Genomic DNA, 23,866 nt, shown 5'->3' on the forward strand with positions numbered 1-23,866 from the left:
TTGTATATGGTACGTTCAGGTTAAAAAAGAGCTCTTTTAGAAAGAGCTCTTCATCAAATTATTATCTTAGTGTTGGAGGGAAACTGGCGGCCTCAGTGACAGATGGTAGAAATAATTTACGTGGTATTGTAATAAATTCAAGCGCAATTTGCTTTGGATAAAAAAATATTTGAGTTAAATCTAGAGCATGTATTAATAGTATCATGAAGCTTGTAAGAATTATAAAACTACCCCAAAAGAAACTTTTTGAAGTATTGCGAAAATCTTTTATTAAAGAAAAGAATGAAAAAATGCGGTAACAATGAGAATTAAAAATTTATACTTATCAGACATTGTGATCCTCCTAAAGAACAGTAATTTATATTATAACGTATTTTTTTTCTATAATTATAAAAAGATTTTCAAATGCCTATGTTGTAGACTTATTGTTTTCATTTTGCATACAATCGTATAATATTAAATTGAATAATATTGAAGAGCTTTATTAAGCTAGCGTCACAAAACAAAATTAATATTATAAAGTGAGAAACATTCTAGTTTATTTCGTAGTCCCAATCCATAAATTAGAACTACGAAATGGATTATTAATAAAAACATTTTAAGATTATTATAATAATGATGTGGTGTATACAGAAAAGAGGATGAAAAAAAGCATCCAGAATGAGTTGATAGCTAGTGGATAACAATTGAAATAGCACTGAAAACTAATAAAACAGCCATAATGATGTTAAATAATTGATTATGTTTTAATAAAAGTTTTTGAAACATGGAACCAAAAAGGCTCCAACTAAATGTACTCAGTAAACCGACTATACCTAGAAATAATGAGAAAAGTAGAAAACTTGAATATGAATTGTAGTAAGGGAGTATAAAAGTAGAGACTACTGTGAGTCCGAATAATATTCCTTTAGGGTTAAAAAATTGAAGGAAAATACCCACTGTAAATAAGTTTTTATTATTTTTTTCATTGTGATCTGCACCGCCTTTACTAGTGATTATTTTAAAGGCTAAATATAGCATATACGTGACACCTAAAATTTTTAAAGGAAATTCAATTATAGGGACAATATTAATTAATACAATATTAAAGAAACTACATAAAGAAGTGAGGATGAAAAAACCGAATGCTACTCCAAAGCAAAAGTTTATGCTTCTCTTTAATCCATGTTGATTTGCGTATGTCATAGCTAAGAAATTGTTAGGACCAGGTGTGAAGCTACTTATAAATACAAATAACAAAAAAGAAAATATAGGCATTTCAACCTCCTTATTTTTTGTGTGTTATAATGACCAAAAAGAACAATATAACGTTTTTTATTATACATAACGGTCGTTATATTGTATACAGTGTAGGAGTGTTTTTTATGGAAGAAATTCAACTTATTCTGGCAAAAAATTTAAAATCAATACGTGAAAAAGAAAAATTAAGTTTAGAAAAGGTCTCTCAATTAACAGGTGTAAGTAAAACAATGATTGGACAAATAGAAAGAGGAGATTCAAGCCCGACAATAACGACAATATGGAAAATTGCTAATGGTTTGAAAGTATCCTTTACCTCTTTAATCAATAATCCAAAGCCTGATACGAAAGTAGTTTTACGAAATGATGTTCAAGTATTGTCTGAAGACAATGGGAAATATAAGGTGTATCCCTCATTTCCTTTCCAAGATGATAGGAACTTTGAAATCTATATGGTTGAAATTGATACAGAAGGGAAATTAAGTTCAGAAGCGCATAAAGAAGGAACAGAGGAGTTTATAACAGTATTTGAAGGGGAATTGACAATTGACATAAATGATTGTCAATATACGTTAAATAATGGAGACTCAATTCGCTTTAAGGCGGATAGACCGCATACTTATACTAACTCAGGAAGAACATTAACTCGGTTAAGTATGACTATTTATTATCCAGCTTTATAAGCTGGCAATAATATGAAGAGTAAAAGTGTATTGTTAAAACCATCTATAAGAGATGGTTTTATTTTTTTGAATATAAAAAAAGACACTCAATTGAGTGTCAATATAGTATTGCTCTCGCGTATAGGATTGGAGATGTTCCTCAAATACATATTGAGATGGTCTGTAAAAAAGAAACAATCTTCATCTTTAATGTAACATTGACATGGGGGAAGTGTAAATTGATAATATATATACGGAAAATTTAGTATAGATGTTTTCTACTATGGATATAGTACAATTTACTTTTATTACGTAATCACTATCGTAATATTTACCAATTGAGTATTTAGGTTGTTTATTATAAAAAGAATGAATCATTTTTTAATCAATTCGTATAATTGTAAGAGAGGCACCTGTTGATCCACCTCCAACTAAATTCACGACAGATAATATACCAAATAATTGTAGTGAAATTGTATTACCAGCATTTAAATTAGTAATTAAATTATTACTATAATTTGAAGTTGATAAAGCGGGAGAAAAAATAGAGCCAGGAATTGGCGTAGAAGCGTTTAATAGTAGTCTAGTTCCAGCAAGTAGAGCGGTTGTCGTATTAACTTGATAGGTTAAATGATATCTTCCAGTTACAGGAATTGTAAATACGTCATTTGAAGCGTTAACTGTAAAATTACCAAGACTTTGGTTATTTGAAAGTGGAATGTTTGTTCCTCCTAATATGACTGAAACAGGACCACCTGATGTATTATTAGCGAACATAGAGTTTGTTGTAACGATAGACCCAGTAATGCCGGTAGGCCCAGTACTCCCAGTAGACCCAGTAATGCCGGTAGGCCCAGTACTCCCAGTACTCCCAGTAGACCCAGTAATGCCGGTAGGCCCAGTAGACCCAGTAGATCCAGTACTGCCGGTAGGCCCAGTACTCCCAGTAGACCCAGTACTGCCGGTAGATCCAGTATTCCCGGTAGGCCCCGTAGGTCCAGTAAGCCTATAAGGGAAAATAATGTCAAGAGCCATTGATATTAATTCCTTTTTTCTAATTTCATTATTATCTTGAATATAAATCACCTCAACTTTTTAAATAAGAATGTTATAGATTTAGTACTTTTTAAATAGAATGATTAATTTATTATATTAATTAAAGCGGTTATAGCAACGGTAAAATGTTTAATATATGTAATAATTCTTTGGGAAGAAAAAAAGAGAATAGTTATAAATTTTTTCTTTAATGATAGGGTCATAATGATGTGTATGAATTAAAAAACATGTGGAATGAGGTATTAAATTGAAACGCAATGACAATTTATCATTGAATAAGGGGATGATAGGACCAGAAAATATTGGACCTACCTTTCCGATTCTTCCACCAATTTATATTCCAACCGGAGAAACAGGACCGACTGGACCAACAGGGATAACAGGCCCAACCGGAATAACAGGAGCAACCAACGGGGCCGACCGGAGGCCAACCGGAGAAACGGGCGACCGGAATAACAGGCCCAACCGAGAACCGGAATAACGCAACCGGAGAAAGGGGCCGACCGGAATAACCGGAGAAAACCGGAATAACAGGCCCAACCGGAGAAACGGGGCCGACCGGAATAACAGGCAACCGGAGAACGGGGCCGACCGGAATAACAGGAGCAACCGGAGAAACGGGGCCGACCGGAATAACAGGAGCAACCGGAGCAACAGGCCCAACCGGAATAACAGGTCCAACTGGAGAAACGGGACCGACTGGAATAACAGGCCCAACCGGAGAAACGGGCCGACCGGAATAACAGGCCCAACCGGAATAACAGGCCCAACCGGAGAAACGGGGCCGACCGGAATAACGGAGCAACCGGGAGAACGGGGCCGACCGGAATAACCGGAGCAACAGGCCCAACCGGAATAACGGGACCGACTGGAGCAACAGGCCCAATTGGAATAACAGGTCCAACTGGAGAAACGGGACCGACTGGAATAACAGGCCCAACCGGAGCAACAGGTCCTACTGGGGGTATCGGTCCTATAACCACAACCAATTTGTTATATTACACTTTTGCAGATGGAGAGAAACTTATATATACAGATGCTGACGGGATACCTCAATATGGTACAACGAATATTTTGTCTCCTAGTGAAGTTTCTTATATTAATTTGTTTGTTAACGGAATACTACAACCACAACCATTATATGAAGTGAGTACTGGTAAATTAACTTTATTGGATACGCAACCACCATCGCAAGGATCTTCAATTATATTACAATTTATCATTATTAATTAAAAGGACAGATCCTTAATGAAAAGGAATCTGTCCTTTTTTGTTTTATATTTAAATAGTTAAAATTAAGTGAAGGTACATTCAATTACTAGCTGTCATAAATGGTTGAATGATAGGAATTTTAACTTCAATCCTTTCCACAGTGTATTGGAATAAAATATAAAATGAATTTTTCAATATATTATATGAGAGTCCTCTATAATACAAACGGCTTCATGTTTAAAAAGAGAACACAATCTTAGTAAAGAAATAATGTATATTTATATAAAAAAATGGCACTGTTAATTGTTGAGTATATTCAAATTAATATGTGTATTTAAACCTAAGAGATAAACGTGGAAAAATAAAATAAACCCGTAAGTTTAGGTATTTAATCTAAGCAGTCAATTATTAAAAACATATAATTAATATGTGAGTCATGAACATAATTAAATAACGTTTTTAAGTTTAATTATATTTCATGTTTCCTATTTTAAGTCAATATATAACATGTTTTTTTACAACTTTATGATCCTTATAATAGGAAAAACTCAAATATAAAACAAGTAAGGAGGACATAAATGACAAACAATAATTGTTTTGGTCATAACCACTGCAATAATCCGATTGTTTTCACTCCAGATTGTTGTAATAATCCACAAACAGTTCCAATTACTAGTGAGCAATTAGGTAGATTAATTACTTTACTAAACTCTTTAATAGCGGCTATTGCAGCGTTTTTTGCAAACCCAAGTGATGCAAACAGATTAGCTTTACTCAATTTGTTTACTCAACTATTGAACTTACTAAATGAATTAGCACCTTCTCCAGAAGGGAATTTCTTAAAACAATTAATTCAAAGTATTATCAATTTACTACAATCTCCTAACCCAGATTTAGGTCAATTGCTTTCTTTATTACAACAATTCTATAGTGCTCTTGCACCATTCTTCTTCTCTTTAATTATTGACCCTGCAAGTTTACAACTTTTATTAAACTTATTAACTCAATTAATTGGTGCTACTCCAGGAGGAGGAGCAACAGGCCCAACAGGTCCAACAGGTCCAGGAGGAGGAGCAACAGGCCCAACAGGTCCAACGGGAGACACAGGTCTAGCAGGAGCAACGGGTCCAACAGGAGCAACAGGTCTAGCAGGAGCAACAGGCCCGACAGGAGCAACAGGTCTAGCAACAGGTCTAACGGGAGCAACTGGTGCAACGGGAGCAACTGGTGGCGGAGCTATTATTCCATTCGCTTCAGGTACAACACCAGCTCTGTTAGTTAATGCGGCATTAGCTAATACAGGAACTCTTCTTGGATTTGGATTTAGTCAGCCTGGCATAGCTCCAGGTGTGGGAGGAACTCTCACAATACTACCAGGTGTTGTAGGTGATTATGCATTTGTAGCACCACGTGATGGAATTATCACGTCATTAGCAGGATTCTTTAGTGCAACAGCGGCGTTAGCTCCATTAGCACCTGTTCAAATTCAGATGCAAATATTTATCGCACCTGCTGCAAGTAATACGTTTACACCAGTAGCACCACCTCTATTATTAACACCAGCATTACCAGCAATAGCAATTGGTACTACAGCAACAGGAATCCAAGCTTATAATGTTCCAGTAGTTGCTGGGGATAAAATATTAGTATATGTTTCATTAACAGGAGCTAGTCCAATAGCTGCAGTTGCCGGATTTGTAAGCGCAGGTCTTAATATCGTCTAATTTGTTACAATGTTAATAGGAAATTAAACAGGTGTTCGTATATAGTCCTTCCTAATAAATTTAGGAAGGACTATATTTTTGGGGGAAATATGTAATAAATTAAATGAACAATTACTCTTTGTTAAGTTCGTATAAAAAAGTATAATTTCCCCTTTCTTATTTAAGGAATAAATTATGTAACTTAAAAAATTTCAATCAGCAAAAAAAGATGAATTCTTTTAAAAAAGAATTCATCCATAAAATAAACTATTTATTTTTATTGCAGTTACATCCTTTTTTCTTTACATAGCCTTGCTGAGTTAAGTCTCTTTGCGATTGGGAATTGGAAGATTGCGAATTGGAAGATTGAGAGGATGCTGAAGAGCTACTATTTTTATTATAAGAGTAGTTTTTTCGATAGTTATAATTACTCATAGTACTATCACCTCCAATTTAATATATAAATATTATATGTATGTACACTATCAATTGTTACTATTATTAATAGGAAGAGAAGATACAATAAAAAATCTCCTCGGTATTTTCCTAGGAGATAAATGATGATTCTTTTGAAAAATTATAAATTAATAACCCCAGTAAAGAGGAAAGTAATAAGAGTCTTGGCAATACGGATTATGTTGTTGAGCGGGGGGCTGGGGTGGATAATTTTTCATTTCGCGGTTTTGATTACAGTTTGCCGGAGGGCCAATTACAGCAGTTGATTGGATAGGAGAAACCGCTTGTTTCCATTGTTGTTCATTGAGACAATAAGTATGGGCCATCATATGAGCAGGAGTTAATCTTAAAATGTCAGAACCGAAAATAACTTCTGGCGTTGGGGCATTGAAAATAGCTAATAAATGAGTATTATCTGCTGTAGAAATTTCATAATGCCACCATGCTTGTGGAATGTTGGCAACTTGCCCGGGTTTTATCGGTAAGTTTAATATTTGATTCGTAAATGGATTAAGTAAAGAAACAACAGCAGACCCTGAAATACAATAAACAAGTTCAGCTGCATTTTGATGAATATGTGGCTCTACAACATTTCCTGTACTTAAATAAATATCTAATAATGAAGTATTTTCTAAAGTATTTAATTGTTTAATACCAAGTACATTTATATAATTTTTGGCATCTTTCCGAAAAAAATTACTTTTATTTACATCATAAGTAAAATTGGTTGAGGGGGAGGTATAGTCGATGTTGGCAGTCAATTGTATTACCCGCCTTTCTATAGGTAAGTTAGGTTACAAAATTAGGATATGTGTCTAGTCTTTATTTTGTGCTGTTGTCGGTAGCTTAATAAATTCACTTATTCCATAAAGAATAAGGTGTTAAGACTAAACTATATTCGTATTCCCATTCATACTTTGGATTGATGGAAAAAAGTAATGAAAATGTTAATTTAAAATTACATCAATCATTTATAAGGAGTGAATGTTCATGTCATTTAGTGAAATGATTAGAAATGAAGTACTCAGCTGGGCGGGTGTTTCTGAAAAACCGCATCGATTTGGTGGTATTGAAATAAATTATGGTAAGAAAGAACTTGGGCATCTTCATGGTGATAAATTAGCTGATTTACCATTTCCGAAGTTAAAGAGAGATGAATTAGTGAAGCAAGGATTGGTAAAACCACATCACGTATTACCTGAATCAGGATGGATCAGTTATTATTTAAAGAGTGAAGAGGATATTCCATTTGCAATTGAGTTATTTCGTATGCAATATGATCGAATTAAAAAGTAATGAAATAAAGTAGGGTAATAAAAATTTATTTTTATGTCACATCCCTCCTTAATCGTTCGTCTTGTATGTAGAACGATTGAGGAGGGATTTTATTATGGATACATTTGATATAGCAATTGTTGGCGGTGGGCTTGCTGGATTAACAGCATCTATATATTTAGCGAAAGCTGGAAGGAAAGTGATTGTATTAGAAAAGTCTAGTCAATTCGGTGGCCGAGGGATGACTATAAATAAAAATGGAATCTGCATGAATCTTGGTGCACATGCTTTATATAGAGGCGGGACAGCGTTTATAACTTGTAATGAGCTCGGTATGAATCTTCCAGGTGGAATACCATCTACAAAAGCACATGGAATATGGAAAGGGGATATATTCACTATCCCAACAGATTTTTACTCAATTTTATCAACACCACTACTTTCTTGGTCTGCAAAAGTACAATTCTCACGTCTTATGATGCGTTTAGGAAATTTAGATGTAGGAGAAGTTCCGAAAATGAGTCTAACTACATGGGCAGAAAATGAAATAAAAGATCCAATGGTTCGCAATATATTTTATGCGCTATGCCGGACAACAACATATACGTTTGCTCCTACAATACAATTAGCATCATCTGTACTAAAGCAAATACAGCTTTCTATAAAAGAGGGGGTGGTTTATGTAGATGGTGGTTGGGAGACGATAATAACAAAATTAAGAGCTATAGCGAATGATATTGGGGTACAGTTTTTGGCTAAAAAGCATGTTGTGGAAATTGAGCATTCCGAAGATAAACAAAGAATACATTGTGTTGATCATGAGGTTTTTGAAGTAGGCACAGTTATCGTGACGACTCCGCCGAAAGAAGCTTGTAAAATAATAAAAGGTGCAGAAGGAACAAGTTTGCATAGATGGAGTGAACAATCGGTACCGGTTACTGTTGCTGCATTAGATATTGGCTTGAGACAATTACCCAATCCTACACATCAATTTGTATTAGGATTAGATCAACCTATATTTTTCACAAATCAATCGAGAGCAGCTAAATTAAGTGAAGATGGATCAATTGCAGTGAGTCTAATTAAGTACCATAATCCTGTGCTAGAGATGAATCATATTCATGAAGATAAAGAACAATTGGAAAGTACGATGGAGTTGTTACATCCAAATTGGAAAAGAGAAGTTGTTGCACAGCAATATTTACCGAAAATAACAGTAGTACATGATTTTCCTCATATTGACCGTGTTGAAAAACCGGGCCCTAATATACCTGAAATGCCAGGTGTTTATGTTGCAGGAGATTGGGCAGGGCATGATGAAATATTAGCTGATGCTGCGGTAGCAAGCGGGAAACGTGCAGCGTTACACATTTTAAAGCAATATGAAAGTGAGGCAGTTCATCATGGAAACGGAGCAGTTATATGAAGCGTATCAACCATTATTATTTTCGTTAGCATACAGAATCCTTGGGAGTGTTATGGATGCTGAGGATATCGTTCAAGATGTATTTATCTCGCTAAATAATATAGAAGATCCTCAATCTATAGAAAATATGAAAGCATATTTATGTAAGATGGCGACAAATCGTTCAATTGATAAATTACGATCGGCAGCGCATAAGCGTAACGTGTATGTAGGGATGTGGTTACCAGAGCCAATTGTAGAAGAGAGTGATGAGCCATCAAAGTCTTTTATAATGAAAGAATCCCTTTCCACCGCATATTTATTACTTTTACAACAGTTATCTGAGGTAGAAAGGATTGTTTTCATATTAAGAGAGGTTTTCAGTTATGAATACGAAGAAATAGCTTCAATTGTTGATAAGAGTAGTGTGAACTGCAGGAAGATCTTTCAACGTGCTCGAAAAAGCATGTTGGAGAAACCGAAGCAATCAAAATTAAGCACGGAGAAAATGGCTTCTTATGTTGAAAAGTTTGTATCATCATTACAGTGTGGGGATGCGGAAGGTATGTTAGAAGTATTAAAAACAGATGCTATACTCAAAGCTGATGGTGGCGGTAAAGTTACGACTGCGATCAATCCGATTTATTCTGCAGATCGAATTATACGTTTGTTCTTTGGGATTGCACAACGATTGACAGAAGAGTACACTGTTGATTTCAAAATGGTAAATGGTATACCAGGAGTTATAGTTACAATAAATAATAAAGTAACGTATGTTCTTTCGTTTGCATTTGAGGATGAGAAGATTTCAAATATTTATATGATGGTTAATCCTGAAAAACTTATGCATTTAAATGTAAAAATATAAAAAAGCGCATTTCTTCAGAAATGCGTTTTTTATTATTTTTCTAACATTTCAAGAGGTACATCTTTTTCGCCGGCTACCTCAAATTTAATTTCCCCGTCTTCTTCATAAATACGTGTAATAATCGGTATAGTAATCATTAATTTTTTATGCTGCTTTCGTTTTCGAGCAGCATCTAAGCTAATAACGTTCATTTGTAAGCATCCTTTCTTCTGGAAATATATAAACAAAGAAAATGCGTCCGAAAAGGGCGCTTAATTGAATTTGAAATACCGATTCATTTAAATGGGGTTTATATAATTTAATAACTGCAATTTTAATATGAAATAATATGAATGGAATAATTGCACGTAGAAATTAACTTTACCAAAAAACGAAACAATATGCTATAAAAAATTATAAATCTTTGTCATATAACAGGAAAAAGGTTTTTGTTTCGCATATAATAAAAAGTAGACGGGCAGCAAGAGCTTTTTTCATCATATTGCTTGGAAAGGCGATGAAAAGAATGGATACAGTAGATTCATTATTATTGCAACTTGAACAATATGGAGAAGAGCATGATCGAAATAAAAAAACAAGGGAAGAAAAATTACGGAATGTTTCTCGTGAGATGGGGCAATTTTTATCAATTTTAGTAAAAGGGTGTAATGCAAAAAACATCTTAGAAATTGGAACTTCTAATGGTTATTCTACATTGTGGTTAGCTAATGCAGTAGAAGAAACAAATGGAAATGTAACAACTGTAGAGCTTTCTTCAGAACGAGTTGGAGAGGCACTTGTCAATTTTGAAAAGGCAAACCTGTTACAAAGAATCGATATTCATAATCAAGAAGCAGGGGCATTTTTAGATTCACAATTAGATCATTCATTTGATTTTATTTTCCTAGATTCAGAGCGCACGCAATACATGTGGTGGTTTGAGCATATAAAACGTATGTTACAACCAAAAGGTTTTCTTGTTGTTGATAATGCAACTTCTCATGCGAGTGAATTAGATGAGTTTATAAAAATGATTGAAGAAGATGATACGTTTGAAACGGTGTTATTAGCGTTTCAAAAGGGAGCATTTGTAGCTCGCAAAAATAAATAGAAGTGAGTGTAATAGAATTATCACATTGAAAACGGGTGAATGTCAAAAGATTGAGTGTAGCACGATTAAAAGAACATAAATTATTTAGGAAATATATGAAGAATCCGCCTTCAGCATGTAGTTCTCTAGGTCTTAAGTCTGAGGAAAATTATGTTGATTACAGGTATACTTATAGTAAGAAACAGGGAATGACTGCATAAACAGACATTTCTAAAAAAATCGATTTCAAGCAGTCAGAATGTATATGAAATACGATATAATTGATGAAATATAGTGCATATAAATTCGCACATATAAATAAAGGAGCGATTTTGTTGACTGAACTCGAGAAAAAAGAACCTGTATCCATTGTGAAAGATAATAATGTAGAAGTAGTAGTTGATACAGTTATAAAAGATGAAGAATTAGAGGAACTAAATAAAGAAGCTGATCTTTATGTACAAAAGTTAAATAGCGAGCAAAATACAGATTTATCAAAAGTATTGTCTCAGCTAGGAGATTTAGGGGATAAAGAGCAACAAGCAGCAGGACAAACGTTATCAGCTTTAAAACGCCCTGTAACAGCGATGATGAATGGGAAAAATGAAGAAATTCCAAATACATTGTTAGAATTACGAAAAGTGGTATCAGAGCTTGATCCCAATTCACTTAAAGCAAGTGGTATGAAGAAAATAATGTTTAAAGTATTCAAGAAAAATCCACTTGAAACATACGTGCATAAATACCAATCTATAGATAAACAAATCGAGGAAATTATTAGATCCCTTCTAATTGGCCGTGATAACTTACAAGAGGATACAGTTGGTCTTGAAATGTTAAAAGAACAATCGCACGATAAAATTCATGCGCTTGATAAACAAGTATACTTAGGGAAAAAGCTTGCTGGCATGCTTGAAGCTGAGAAACAAAACCCAGAGCGTCAAAGAGATATTCCGTTAATTAACGATGCGTTAGAAAAGATACTTGTACGTACACGTAATATGCAGCAAGCGAAAAGTGTATTATTACAATCGATAGCTTCTGTAGACATCATTAAGAAAAATAACGAAAAGTTAACAGAGGCAATACGAAATGCAATTACGATGACGCAAAACGTTGTAACAGTTTCAGCTGCTATTCAGCTAGCATTAACGAATCAACGTAAAACAATTGACGCTGTAAATGCGACGAATGAAGCAATTGAATCGATGGTATTAAGTAATTCTCAAGCGTTAAAACAAAATACAGAAGAGACGACGAAATTGCTTGAAAATCCCGCTATTAGCATGGATAAATTACGTGAATCATTCCAAAATGTGTTCGCTGCAATTGAAGCATCTGAAAAATCGTCAGAACGTATTATCGAGTCAAGTAAGAAGTTCGTTATTGAACTAGACACATTTAATGATGAGATGAAGCAGAAACTCATTCAGCGTCCAAGGAAATAACGGATTATTAGAGGAGGTGAACAAATGAGTTTCATTCAAACAGTACTATTACTACTCGGTACATTGCTTTTAATAGCATTTACTGTTGTTGTTTTAGTCGTATATTTCGGACGGAAGTTGTATTTTTCATGGGCGAAGCCATATAAAAGAGCGCAAGATTCTTTAGATAAGTTATCAAACAAATCAATACCGTTTCTACAAGAATTTACACAACATCCACTGTTTTATCGCTGGATTCGCACTGAAGGAAAGAAAGAACAAAATACATTAAATACTCTATTTTGTGCATCAGGTCAACGTACGAGAGAACAAGTCTTCTCGATGTTACCGAAAGAAAAGCAGAAAAAAGTGCATGTAATGGCAAAAACTACGAAAAAGTTTACGAATGAAGATATCGATGTGGCTGCGATGAAAGTGAAAGATTTCTTAAGACAAGAAACACAACAAACTGTAAAACCGACAGACTTATCATTTTACAAATTGTATTTTTATGACCGTTATCCAGACGCATTAAATACAATTCAAGCGTATAAACGCTCAATAAATCCTTCATTACAAAGAACGGTTGATGATATTACAATTTCAGTATTGAATGCACTTCCGTACTATCAAGAGCAACGCATGTTTGAACAACAACATAAACTTGAAACGTTCTTAATGAAAGATTTAACGGCCATGTTATCGTTGGTAGTACAATTACCACCTTCACAAAGACCAGAGAAGGAAGAAGAATTGAAAATCTACTTGGAAAATTTCCAAAAAGAAATGGAAGTAGTAGAGCGAGATATTCGCGACTCAATTGATCACGATTTAAATGTGAAGATGAGAGCAGCGACTGAGAAGTTTAAGAATAAATAGAAGAGATCGCCTAAAAAGTTGAATGTTTCAGCTTTTAGGCGTTTTTTTTGTGAGTTGAGAGAGTGTAATCTTTTGTGAAATTGTATATACAAACGTTAATAAGTGGTAAAATATAGAGTGTTTTTTTATACTTTGTGTAAACAATTATTATAAAAGGGGTATGATATTGTGCTAATTGAGTTAGTCATACTATTTGTAATTCTATTTTTATTTCTTGGCTACCCTATTAGTAAAGCATGGGATAGTTTCCAATTGAAGAAGGAGAATTCCTCAAGTATACTAAAGTTCGAGCCACAGGAAATATTATCAATAGGTTTGAGTTATTTTATCTTTGGTTTAGGTATTATGTGGAATGCAAATGATGTAAGAGCAGGAATACCATTACATAAATTCGAAAAGAACGGAATGATGTCTGATCAATATGCTTCTTTAGCACATGACCACATTGCGATAGTAGTTCTTTTAGTTATTTTAGGTGGAGTTTCGTATTGGAGATTAACAACAGGCTTAATAAAACTTTCACCAATATTTTATATTTTTTATAGTACTTTAATGATAGTAAACATTGTATATACATTCATCTATATTACTCATACAGGCTCTGCTTTTTATACGGAATTAGGAGGATTGAGATACATTCCAGTCTTTTGTATTCAAGTTGGAATGCTTGCATTTAGTCTATTATTCTTAGCTAAATTAAGAAATACATTAGGTTATTTCATACAATCTCAGAATGAGAAAGATTATACGCAGAGCAACAGAATTATATTATTGCTGTATCGCATTTCTTTTGGATATCAAAAAATGGCTACAGTCTGGATGATAAGTTTATTTCCTGTCTTGTTAATTGTTCAATTTATTTTAATACTGTTTGGCCAAAAACCAGATAGTTTTATAAGAGTGTTTATGGAAACAAGTAGTTTTAATTATTCTAAGATTCCCGCCCCAAGTCCTCAAATTGTCTCCGGGGATGGGCATTATTTATGTACAGTTTCTGTGAAAGGTCATAAAAACATCGTTAAGCCATTACGAGCAGGAATTAGGCATGGGGAAAGAATTACAGTTAATCGACAGTTATTAATTGCGAACGCTTTTGAAAATGTAATTGAGGAGCGGGTACCAAAATGTCATAAAGTTATTCGTAATTTTTATGATAAATACGGTTATCCAATTAGTAAACATATTAATACGAAATGGTCGGCTGATTTTGTTTATATTTTAATGAAGCCACTAGAATGGTTCTTCTTATTTGTACTTTACACAGTAGATAAAAACCCTGAGAATAGAATTCATATTCAATATAGTGAACTACGAAAATAAAAGTAAGAGCCCGCATTCAAAAAATGCGGGCTCTTACTTTTATTTTGCTTGAATAGTAGATTTACTAGAAGCCACACTTTCATTATGCAATCGATCAACTGCAGTTACGACATACGTATACGTTTCTCCAGAAATAGCGGTTTTATCTACATAAATTTCTCCAAGTTTTGTTTTTCTTACAGTAGTAAGTAAATTTTTTGGGTTTTGTATATCTACTTCATTTTTCCCATTCGTGCGGTAAATAGCGTAATAAGCAGAATCATTATCTCTATTGTCAATGATACCGATTGCAATACCTTCATTTCTTGGAATGGCACCTTTTAAAGTCGGTTGTTTTGGTGGATCATGATCAAGCCAAGGCATAGGCGGGATTAATGCAGGATATTTATATATGTCTTTTGAGAGTCGATCTTTAACTCCAAGTGGATTGTTATTAATATCTTTTAAGCTAAAATGCATACTACCTTTTATTTCAGGATATAGCCGGTTTAATGCAATTTGTCTCGGATATTCTTCTGGATCAGACCAAGCAGGGACGGAGTTATTATTAATTTTATAGGCCGCTTGACCGATGTATAGGTGAATCGGTTTGTTATTTGTTTCTTTAACCCACCAATCTACTAATATGTCATATGCAGCTGGGGTGAAACCTATATTCCAATATATTTGCGGTGTAATGTAGTCAATATATCCTTTTTGTATCCACTCACGTGTGTCAGCATAAAGGTCATCATAGTTTCTTTGGCCTGCGGTTGTGTTAGAGCCAGTCGGATCGTCAGCTATATTTCGCCATACGCCGAACGGACTAATGCCAAACTTTACATATGATTTTTCTTGTTTTATAGCAGTATTTAAATCTTTTACAAGTTCATTTACATTGTTACGTCGCCAATCTTCTATATTTGTAAATCTACCGTTATTATATGTTTCGTACGTTTTCTGATCTGGAAATTCTTCACCGGCTACTTTATATGGGTAAAAATAATCATCCATATGCAGCGCATCAATATCGTAATTTTGTACGATTTCTAAAGCACCTTCTGTTATAAATTTTTTCACTTCCGGAATACCAGGATTGTAATATAACTTTCCACCATAAGGTACAACCCAATCGGGATGTTGCCTTGCAGGATGATTATTTGATAATCGATTTATATCGGTATGATTCATCGTTATTCGGTATGGGTTAATCCAAGCGTGGAATTCTATATTTCTTTTATGAGTTTCTTCAATCATAAATGCGAGCGGGTCATAACCAGGATCTTTTCCTTGTGTCCCCGTAATGTATTCAGACCAAGGACCGTAATTTGAAGGATAGAAAGCATCAGCAGTTGGTTTAATTTGTACAACAACTGTATTCATACCAGTGCTTTTTACATCGTCTAATAATCGTATAAATTCTTGTTTCTGTTTTTCAATGGGTAAGCCAGTTTTTGAGGGCCAATCAATATTCAGAACAGATGCAATCCATACAGCACGTAATTCGTGTTTTTTGTATGCAGTATTTACTTCAGCATAAGTAGAGTGAGGGGGAATGAAAGAGAAAGGGATGAACAAGATGACGATACAACATATCATTAATAAACGTTTAACGATCATTTATACGCCTCCTATCATATGATTAGTTAAAATAATATCTGAGGCGAGGTTGACCTTGCAATAGAGAAAATTACATATTGAAACATTAATTTAATAGGGGAAATATTTATAATGAAATTTACTTTCATTATAAATAAATTCATTTACTACTTCATATGCTTGTTAGTAAAGTGAAACTTCCTTTCATTTGAAGGGTAATAAATTATAAGTATAGGAGGATTAACAAATGAAAGTTTTGTTCGTCTGTTCTGGAGGAATGTCCAGTGCAATTGTTGTAAACGCTTTAAAAAAAGAAGCGGAGAAAAATGGTGTGAACATGGAAGTGCATGCAATTGGAACGAATGAGGTAGAGGAAGAAGTAAAGAATGGTTGGGATGTTGTAATGGTTGCACCACAAGTTAGACACCGATTTGACTCTGTAAAAAAATTTGCAGAAGAGGAGTCTATTCCGTGTGGTATCATTCCGCCGCAAGCATATACGCCGCTTGGTGGAGCGACTTTATTAAAGACTGTAAATGATTTAATTCGTTAGGGGGAACCGTTATGAATAAGTTTGTCACGTTTCTTGATAAAAACTTATCTGGACCGATGGCAAGACTTTCTGAACAGAGACATTTACAAGCAATCCGTGATGGAGTTATTTCAGCATTACCATTTATCATCGTAGGAAGTTTCTTTTTAATCGTAGCATTTCCACCATTACCGAAAGATAGTTTCATATCCGTTTGGGCATTAAAGAATCAAACAAGTATATTAATACCATATCGTTTAACTATGTTTATTATGTCTTTATATATAGCATTTGGAATAGGATATAATTTAGCGAAGAGTTATAAGTTAGATGCTTTATCGGGAGCTCAGCTTGCAGTATGTTCACTACTTTTAACATTAACTCCTGAATTAATTGATAAAAAAGGATTCATGCTTCCGATGACAAATCTCGGAGGGCATGGACTATTTGTGACTATGATTGTTTCTATTTTATCAGTTGAGATTTTAAGGTTTTGTAAGAAGAACAACGTAACGATTAAAATGCCAGAACAAGTACCACCGTCAGTATCGCGTTCGTTTGAAGCACTTATACCTGCTGCATTCGTTATTATTATTATGAGCCTTATTACAGTTGTTTTTAAAGTTGATGTACATTACGTAGTGGATAAATTAGCCGCACCGTTAGTCAAAGCTGGAGATAGTTACTTTGGCGTCATAATACCTGTATTTTTAATTACATTTTTCTGGTCCTTCGGAATACATGGTGTATCGGTTGTAGGTACTGTAGCAAGACCGCTTTGGGATGTATATCTAGGAAAAAACGGTGAAGCTGTAGCAAGTGGTGCGAGTCAATTTCCATTTATTGCACCAGAACCGTTTTATCAATGGTTTATTTGGATTGGTGGCTCGGGAGCAACATTAGGGCTTGTGTTAGCGATGATCGTATTTGGTCGGTCAAAATATTCGAAAGCATTATCGAGAACATGTATTGTTCCTGGGATTTTTAATATAAATGAACCGGTTATATTCGGTTTGCCGATTGTATTAAATCCAATTTTAATTATTCCTTTCGTCATTACGCCGCTAGTAACAGCGACTATTGCTTATGCCGCAACGGCAATGGGTTTTGTAACGCCAACTCATATTATGCCACCATGGACATTACCAGCCCCAATTGGTGCATATTTAGCTACAGGTGGAGATTGGCGTGCTATTGTATTAGTCTTAATAAATATAGCTATATCATTCCTTATTTATTTACCATTCTTTAAAATGTACGACAAAAATATGCTTGAAATTGAAAAGCATGGTGACGGGGAATCTGTTAATCCTTAATCTGCATGCTGTTATTTTGAGTGATAGACTTCTGTCTATCACTTCTTTCACATTAAAACCAGTAAGGGGGGAATAAAATGAATATAAAATTTAGTTATAAAGGTGTATTTTTATTATTATTTGGAGTGATTTGTTCAAATTTACTTTTTGTCCCTTTATTAGGCATGCTAAATCTATCGCAAATGCATAGTATATGGCTCGTTACAAGCATTGCGGCAAGCGTTTTGCTTACGATAGTTGTTTCTTTCATCGATGGGTCGTTTGCATCGAAAGCTCAATTGTTTTTTAGATTTATATTGTTTTCGATTGGTTGTACGTTGGTTACTTACATGATTGTTTTTTAGTAAATAGGAGGTCATGCACGTTATGTATATTGCAGGGGTAATGTCCGGTACATCATTAGACGGAATAGATGTAGCACTCGTTCATATAGAAGGAAGCGGTGTAGATTCTAAAATTGAACCCATCTATTTTACTACAGTTCTATTTTGTAATGATATAAAAAATGAGATCCAACAAGCGTTATCAATTGAAACTTCGAATGTCCAACTTATATGTAGTTTGAATTTTAAACTTGGTTTATTCTTCGCCAATGCTGTAAAGGAAGTTTGTAAAGAGGCCAATTTTCCTTTGAGACAATTAGATTTAATAGGTTCTCACGGACAAACGATTTATCATCAGCCAAAGCAAGAAGGGAATATTATTTCTTCAACATTGCAAATTGGGGAACCAGCAGTAATAGCATATGAAACGAACACGACGGTTATCTCGAATTTCCGAACAATGGACATGGCGGCAGGGGGACAAGGTGCACCACTTGTACCATATTCAGAAGTTATTTTATATCAGCATCAAACTAAAAATAGACTGCTACAAAATATTGGTGGGATTGGGAATGTTACAGTGCTTCCAAGTAAACGAAGTAATGAGAGTGTTATTGCTTTTGATACGGGACCAGGCAACATGGTAATCGATGAAGTATGTCAAAGATTATTTCATGTACCATATGATCAAAATGGTTGGATTGCAAAGCAGGGGGTAGTTGTAGATGAAATTTTAACATACTGTATGAACCATCCATTTTTGAACATGAAACCACCAAAATCAACAGGTAGAGAACAGTTTGGAGAATCGTTTGTGACTGATATATTGAATCGATTTAAAAAGCATAGTAAAGAAAATATATTGGCAACTGTCACGATGTTTACAGCATGTTCAATTATTCATCATTATAAGGAGTTTATTTTGCCGTATTATGAAATTGATGAGGTGATTTTAGGTGGTGGTGGAAGTTATAATAATACACTTGTTGAAATGTTACGGAATGGATTAAGAGAAGAGAAATGTAGCATATGTATACAAGAAGATATTGGTCATTCTTCAGCAGCGAAAGAAGCAATTGCGTTTGCTATTTTAGCAAACGAAACGTATCATCGTAATCCGAGTAATATGCCGAGCGCAACAGGTGCTAAGAATTCCGTAATTTTAGGGAATATAACATTCCCTCCATACGCAGATGAAAATGAGGCGAACATATGAAGTATATGATTGGAGTAGATGGCGGGGGAACGAAGACGGAGGCCATTGCATTTGATCAAGATGGAAATGAAGTTGTAAGAGGTACGAGCCGATTTGGAAATGTATTAATAGATTTTGATCAGGCACTGTTGCATATTATGGAAGCAATTGATCAATGCCAGAAGAGTTTAATAAATGGGCATTGCGTTTGTATTTGTTTAGGAGTAGCTGGTATAAACGGAGCGAATACAAATGAATTAACATTACGTTTTAAAAAGAAATACGGAACAAAAATTGAAATTTTTAATGATGCAATGATTGCGCATGCAGCAGCTTTAAAAGGTAAGGATGGAATATTAACTATAGGTGGTACAGGTGCAATTTGTATCGGAAAGAAAGAAGAAGTATATCAGTATAGCGGTGGATGGGGACATATTTTAGGAGATGAGGGGAGCGGATATTGGATTGCATTACAAGCTTTAAAGAAAATGGCAATTCAGTTCGATCAAGGAATCAGTCTTTGTCCATTGAGTTTGAATATTCAAAGGCAGTTTCAACTTTTGACACCGTCTCATATAAAAAGCTTAGTATATACTTCTTCTAAAGATAAAATTGCAGCAATCGCGCCATTAGTTATTCAGGAAGCGAGAAATGGCAATGATGATGCGCATGAAATTATGATGCAAGCTGGAAAGGAATTAGCAAGGATTACAGTAAATGTTTATAACAAGTTGAACTTTAAGTACTCAACGCCAATTGCAGTAAGTGGCAGTATATTGCGTTTAGTTCCTGAAATATTTGCTGTATTTCAGAAATGCTGTGAAGAAAGTATGAAAGAAATTACATTCGTATCACAAGCAGAAATGGCAGTGAAAGGAACATATTATTTAATGAGGGATATATATTTTAAAAAATAGTGTATGAGAATTTTTGTATGATTTGTAAAAATATGATGTTAAAATGTATAAAGGGATGTATGTTAAAAACGTACAATATACGTAGTAATTGAATATTGTATATGTATTCCCATGTAGAAAGTGAATGATTACATGATTAATAGTATGCAGTTTTTATATTTGGTGGCTTCTTATTTAATTGGAAACATATTGACCGCTTATATAGTAACAAAATTGAGACATAACGTTGATATTAGGGATGAAGGAAGCGGAAATCCTGGCGCAAGAAATATGGGGCGCGTATATGGAAAAGGGTATTTCATCGCTACATTTTTAGGTGATGCGATTAAAGGGGCAATAGTTGTTGCTGTAGCAAAATCTCTTTTTAAAGATCCTACATTCGTAATGTTAACATTATTGGCCGTTATTATTGGACATATTTACCCAGTTTTATTTAAAGGCAAGGGCGGTAAAGGTATTTCAACATTTATAGGAGGACTAATCGCATTTGATTATTTGATAGCGCTTACCCTCTTAGGCATTTTTATTGTATTTTATTTAATATTTAAAGGGTTTACGAAGCCAGGACTAATTACGATTGCTTGTTTACCAATTTGTATGATTCTTTATTCTTATTCTATTGTTACCACTATATTAAGTGGAATGATTATTGTACTTATTCTATATGTAAATCGAGAATAAAATGAATGTTTAATAAGTGGAGATAATCTCCACTTATCATTTTTTATTAAATAGATAAAGGAGATAAGGCATGGGGTTAATTTATAAAGTTGCTGATCAAGATTGGGAATTTGAAAGTATACATAAATTAAATTATAAAACTTTTGTGGAAGAGATACCACAACATGAAGAAACGAAAGACCGGTTTCGTATAGATCGGTTTCATAAAGAAAATACATATTTAATTTGTTTAGATGAGGATAGATTAGTAGGTATGGTCGCAGTGCGGGGAAAACGACCATTCTCGTTAGATTATAAAATCTCAAATTTAGATGTTTATTTGCAAGAGCATGGAGAAAAAGTGTATGAAATTCGTTTACTTTCAGTAGAACGTGAATATAGAAATGGAAGAGCGTTGTTAGGATTAATTCGTTTTCTACATCGTTATTTGCTTCTAAACGGATATGAATTAGCACTCATTTCTGCAACAACACGTGAACTAGCTTTATATAAGCAAATGGGATTCAAATCTTTCCATACGTTAGTTGGTACAGAAGAAGCAACCTTCCAGCCAATGTATGTTACTCCTGCTATGTTTGAAGAGTCGAGTGTTGGGGGGATTATGACGAAAGAATATACGTTTTTACCTGGTCCAGTAGATATTGAAGAGAATGTTCGAAAGGCATTTTCTACGCGGCCTATTTCGCATCGATCTAAGTCATTTCAAGTGACAATGGACAATGCGAAAAAACGGTTACTTCACATGACAAAAGCAAAACATGTACAGCTTATGTTAGGAACAGGGACGTTAGCAAATGATGCGATTGCTTTACAGTTACGTTCTTTAAAAGGGAAAGGACTAATATTAACAAATGGAGAATTTGGAAATAGATTAGTTGGACATGCAAAACGAGCTTGGTTACATTTTGATACGTATAAAAAAGAAATGGGAGAACCGTTTATTTATAACGAATTAGAAGAAATAATAACAACTGGAAATTATGAATGGCTTTGGTTTGTTCATCATGAAACATCTACTGGAATGTTAAACGATTTAGACGAGTTAAATACTCTTTGTAACGAGAATCAAATGAAACTATGTGTAGATTGTATAAGTTCAATTGGAGCAATACCATTAGACCTGAAAGATGTGTATTTTGCAAGTGGTGTTAGCGGTAAAGCGATTAAATCATATACCGGAATTTCTTTCGTTTTTCATAACCACATTGTAAAAATAAACGAGGCTGTGCCGGCCTATATGGACATTGGCATGTATGAAGAAAATGAAAGCATTCCATACTCACAATCATGGAATTTAATTTACGCATTGCAAGAAGCGTTGAAGAGATTTGAAGATGAAAAGGCATTTGTAAAAATTAAAGAGACATACGATTATGTTGAAGAAGTTATTACTGATATGGGGTTAAAGCTTGTTTCACCTAAAGAACATGCCGCGCCAATTATACTTACTATTGTATTGAGCGAAGATCATTCTTCTAAAGTAGTAGGCGATGCGTTAGCATTACAAGGATACATTGTTCATTATGAGTCATCTTATTTGCAAAAGAATAATTGGATTCAAATTGCATGTTTAAATCATTATAAAGAACGCGATATGAAGAGGATGTTAAATTGTTTGCAAATGTGTTTATTTTAGAGTGGGGTACATATATAAAGACTTTTTCTTTTCGTATAAAGGAGCTAAGACTTACGAAAACTTAGGAATAGAACATTGGAAGAGGTGTAAGTATGATAACTAGAAAACTACCATTACATATAGACGATATTAAAAAAGCTCACAAAATTCTAGATAGAAATGCTCGTAAAACGCCATTAGTAAAATCTTTTTACTTGACTAGTAAAACGGGCGGAGAAATTCATTTGAAATTAGAAAATATGCAATTAACGGGTTCTTTTAAATTTCGTGGCGCATTTAATAAAATGTCGCGGCTCACGGATCAAGAAAAAGAAAGAGGTGTAATTGCATGTTCAGCAGGTAATCATGCACAAGGAGTTGCATTATCTGCTCATTTACTCGGTATTAAGAGTAAAATTGTTATGCCAATTTCTGCACCGCAGGCGAAAGTTGAAGCAACTAAAGGATATGGATCTGAAGTAATTTTACATGGTGAAACCTTTGATGATGCAAAGGCAAAATGTGAAGAAATTATAAGGGAAACAGGTGAAACATACTTACATCCATATGATGATGTAGAGGTAATGGCTGGTCAAGGTACAATTGGATTAGATATTCTTGATGATATGTGGGATGTAGATACTGTCATTGTACCAATAGGTGGAGGCGGAATTATTTCTGGTATTTCTGTAGCATTGAAATCTTTTAATCCATCCATTAATATAATTGGTGTCCAAGCAGATAATGTTCACGGAATGAAGGCATCTTACGATAAAGGCGCAATCGTAGAACATTATGAGGCGCCTACTATTGCAGATGGTTGTGCAGTTAAAATACCAGGCGAATTAACATTTGAAATTGTAAAAGAATTAGTAGATGATATTGTAACTGTATCAGAAAAAGAGCTGGAAGTAGCGATGAAAGATTTATTACAACGTGGGAAAGCTGTTGTAGAAGGTGCAGGTGCGTTAGCAACTGCTGCACTTCTTGCAGGAAAAGTTGATAGCTATACAAAAGGAAAAAAGGTAGTAGCAGTTATATCTGGTGGGAACGTGGACTTACAGCGCATATCGAGTGTATGTGAGCACTTTTTTGTTGCTAATGAAGTAAAATAGTTTTATGAAAGAAGAGCTAAGAG

General features: G+C 34.3%; 22 protein-coding genes and 2 pseudogenes. 18 read left to right on the forward strand and 6 right to left on the reverse strand.

The genetic code is table 11. The features are described from left to right. Positions 1-61: 61 nt before the first annotated feature. Together AXW78_RS32095 and AXW78_RS11580 are read right to left on the reverse strand one after the other, a co-directional pair. A pseudogene (locus AXW78_RS32095) lies at positions 62-333 on the reverse strand (hypothetical protein). Positions 334-672: 339 nt separating this feature from the next. Beyond that, positions 673-1,257, reverse strand: coding sequence for a LysE family translocator (locus AXW78_RS11580; protein ID WP_001121277.1), 585 nt, complete (start codon positions 1,255-1,257; stop codon positions 673-675). A gap of 29 nt (positions 1,258-1,286) precedes the next feature. Here AXW78_RS11580 and AXW78_RS11585 point away from each other — a divergent pair, with 29 nt between their 5' ends. Then, entirely contained in the window at positions 1,287-1,922 is a 636-nt protein-coding gene (locus tag AXW78_RS11585) for a helix-turn-helix domain-containing protein (RefSeq protein WP_003301221.1), read from the forward strand. Positions 1,923-2,282: 360 nt separating this feature from the next. Here AXW78_RS11585 and AXW78_RS11590 read toward each other — a convergent pair whose 3' ends face one another. Further along, on the reverse strand, positions 2,283-2,987 hold the full coding sequence (locus tag AXW78_RS11590; protein ID WP_081113944.1) for a BclA C-terminal domain-containing protein: 705 nt from the start codon (positions 2,985-2,987) through the stop codon (positions 2,283-2,285). Positions 2,988-3,204: 217 nt separating this feature from the next. Here AXW78_RS11590 and AXW78_RS35260 point away from each other — a divergent pair. Both AXW78_RS35260 and AXW78_RS11605 read left to right on the forward strand, forming a co-directional pair. Next, positions 3,205-4,190 (forward strand): annotated as a pseudogene (locus AXW78_RS35260) (DUF4183 domain-containing protein). Between the two features lie 557 nt (positions 4,191-4,747). Further along, entirely contained in the window at positions 4,748-5,893 is a 1,146-nt protein-coding gene (locus AXW78_RS11605) for an exosporium glycoprotein BclB-related protein (RefSeq protein WP_061884151.1), read from the forward strand. A 563-nt stretch (positions 5,894-6,456) separates the two neighbouring features. Here AXW78_RS11605 and AXW78_RS11610 read toward each other — a convergent pair. Further along, entirely contained in the window at positions 6,457-7,089 is a 633-nt protein-coding gene (locus AXW78_RS11610; protein WP_061884152.1) for a cupin domain-containing protein, read from the reverse strand. 229 nt (positions 7,090-7,318) lie between these two features. Here AXW78_RS11610 and AXW78_RS11615 point away from each other — a divergent pair, with 229 nt between their 5' ends. From AXW78_RS11615 to AXW78_RS11625, 3 genes are all read left to right on the forward strand, one after another. After that, positions 7,319-7,624, forward strand: coding sequence for a luciferase domain-containing protein (locus AXW78_RS11615; RefSeq protein ID WP_000010319.1), 306 nt, complete (start codon positions 7,319-7,321; stop codon positions 7,622-7,624). A gap of 94 nt (positions 7,625-7,718) precedes the next feature. Further along, a complete protein-coding gene (locus AXW78_RS11620; RefSeq protein ID WP_061884153.1) occupies positions 7,719-9,029 on the forward strand; it encodes a phytoene desaturase family protein in 1,311 nt (436 codons plus the stop codon). Then, the gene (locus AXW78_RS11625; RefSeq protein WP_000447142.1) at positions 9,007-9,876 is read left to right on the forward strand and encodes a sigma-70 family RNA polymerase sigma factor; all 870 of its coding nucleotides are present in this window, start codon (positions 9,007-9,009) and stop codon (positions 9,874-9,876) included. Before AXW78_RS11620 ends, AXW78_RS11625 begins: the two co-directional genes overlap by 23 nt. A gap of 32 nt (positions 9,877-9,908) precedes the next feature. Here the strand turns inward: AXW78_RS11625 and AXW78_RS34370 are convergent, their stop codons facing one another. After that, positions 9,909-10,067 carry a hypothetical protein gene (locus AXW78_RS34370; RefSeq protein ID WP_001100984.1) on the reverse strand — a complete coding sequence of 53 codons (159 nt, stop codon included), beginning with the start codon at positions 10,065-10,067 and terminating at the stop codon, positions 9,909-9,911. A gap of 305 nt (positions 10,068-10,372) precedes the next feature. On the opposite strand from AXW78_RS34370, the gene AXW78_RS11635 reads away from it, so the two are divergent. The 4 genes from AXW78_RS11635 (at position 10,373) to AXW78_RS11650 (ending at position 14,571) form a co-directional block, all read left to right on the forward strand. After that, on the forward strand, positions 10,373-10,966 hold the full coding sequence (locus tag AXW78_RS11635; RefSeq protein ID WP_002094007.1) for an O-methyltransferase: 594 nt from the start codon (positions 10,373-10,375) through the stop codon (positions 10,964-10,966). Positions 10,967-11,280: 314 nt separating this feature from the next. Next, positions 11,281-12,393 (forward strand): toxic anion resistance protein, encoded by a 1,113-nt coding sequence (locus AXW78_RS11640; RefSeq protein ID WP_000137407.1) that lies wholly within the window; start codon positions 11,281-11,283, stop codon positions 12,391-12,393. A 24-nt stretch (positions 12,394-12,417) separates the two neighbouring features. Continuing rightward, positions 12,418-13,251: a DUF3974 domain-containing protein gene (locus AXW78_RS11645; RefSeq protein WP_000008360.1), complete on the forward strand. Its 834-nt coding sequence runs from the start codon at positions 12,418-12,420 to the stop codon at positions 13,249-13,251. Between the two features lie 168 nt (positions 13,252-13,419). Next, entirely contained in the window at positions 13,420-14,571 is a 1,152-nt protein-coding gene (locus AXW78_RS11650) for a DUF6688 domain-containing protein (protein ID WP_000904387.1), read from the forward strand. Positions 14,572-14,610: 39 nt separating this feature from the next. On the opposite strand, the gene AXW78_RS11655 is transcribed toward AXW78_RS11650, so the two are convergent. Next, positions 14,611-16,170, reverse strand: coding sequence for a glycoside hydrolase family 10-like protein (locus AXW78_RS11655; RefSeq protein ID WP_000636013.1), 1,560 nt, complete (start codon positions 16,168-16,170; stop codon positions 14,611-14,613). A gap of 226 nt (positions 16,171-16,396) precedes the next feature. Here AXW78_RS11655 and AXW78_RS11660 point away from each other — a divergent pair, with 226 nt between their 5' ends. From AXW78_RS11660 to tdcB, 8 genes are all read left to right on the forward strand, one after another. Then, on the forward strand, positions 16,397-16,702 hold the full coding sequence (locus tag AXW78_RS11660; RefSeq protein ID WP_000865909.1) for a PTS sugar transporter subunit IIB: 306 nt from the start codon (positions 16,397-16,399) through the stop codon (positions 16,700-16,702). An 11-nt stretch (positions 16,703-16,713) separates the two neighbouring features. Then, positions 16,714-17,997, forward strand: coding sequence for a PTS sugar transporter subunit IIC (locus AXW78_RS11665; RefSeq protein WP_001032290.1), 1,284 nt, complete (start codon positions 16,714-16,716; stop codon positions 17,995-17,997). 77 nt (positions 17,998-18,074) lie between these two features. Further along, a complete protein-coding gene (locus AXW78_RS11670; protein WP_001021977.1) occupies positions 18,075-18,341 on the forward strand; it encodes a hypothetical protein in 267 nt (88 codons plus the stop codon). Between the two features lie 22 nt (positions 18,342-18,363). Next, positions 18,364-19,536 carry an anhydro-N-acetylmuramic acid kinase AnmK gene (anmK, locus tag AXW78_RS11675; RefSeq protein WP_061884154.1) on the forward strand — a complete coding sequence of 391 codons (1,173 nt, stop codon included), beginning with the start codon at positions 18,364-18,366 and terminating at the stop codon, positions 19,534-19,536. After that, on the forward strand, positions 19,533-20,432 hold the full coding sequence (locus AXW78_RS11680; protein ID WP_061884155.1) for a BadF/BadG/BcrA/BcrD ATPase family protein: 900 nt from the start codon (positions 19,533-19,535) through the stop codon (positions 20,430-20,432). The genes anmK and AXW78_RS11680 overlap by 4 nt, the downstream gene beginning before the upstream one ends. 132 nt (positions 20,433-20,564) lie before the next feature. After that, positions 20,565-21,113 (forward strand): glycerol-3-phosphate 1-O-acyltransferase PlsY, encoded by a 549-nt coding sequence (gene plsY / locus AXW78_RS11685; protein ID WP_000610866.1) that lies wholly within the window; start codon positions 20,565-20,567, stop codon positions 21,111-21,113. A 70-nt stretch (positions 21,114-21,183) separates the two neighbouring features. Further along, complete coding sequence (locus tag AXW78_RS11690; protein ID WP_000523053.1) at positions 21,184-22,749, forward strand: aminotransferase class V-fold PLP-dependent enzyme; 1,566 nt, start codon at positions 21,184-21,186, stop codon at positions 22,747-22,749. A gap of 92 nt (positions 22,750-22,841) precedes the next feature. Continuing rightward, the gene (gene tdcB / locus AXW78_RS11695; protein ID WP_000632956.1) at positions 22,842-23,843 is read left to right on the forward strand and encodes a bifunctional threonine ammonia-lyase/L-serine ammonia-lyase TdcB; all 1,002 of its coding nucleotides are present in this window, start codon (positions 22,842-22,844) and stop codon (positions 23,841-23,843) included. Positions 23,844-23,866: the final 23 nt, after the last annotated feature.

This window comes from Bacillus thuringiensis, from assembly GCF_001595725.1.
GTDB classification, from domain to species: Bacteria; Bacillota; Bacilli; order Bacillales; family Bacillaceae_G; genus Bacillus_A; species Bacillus_A thuringiensis_K.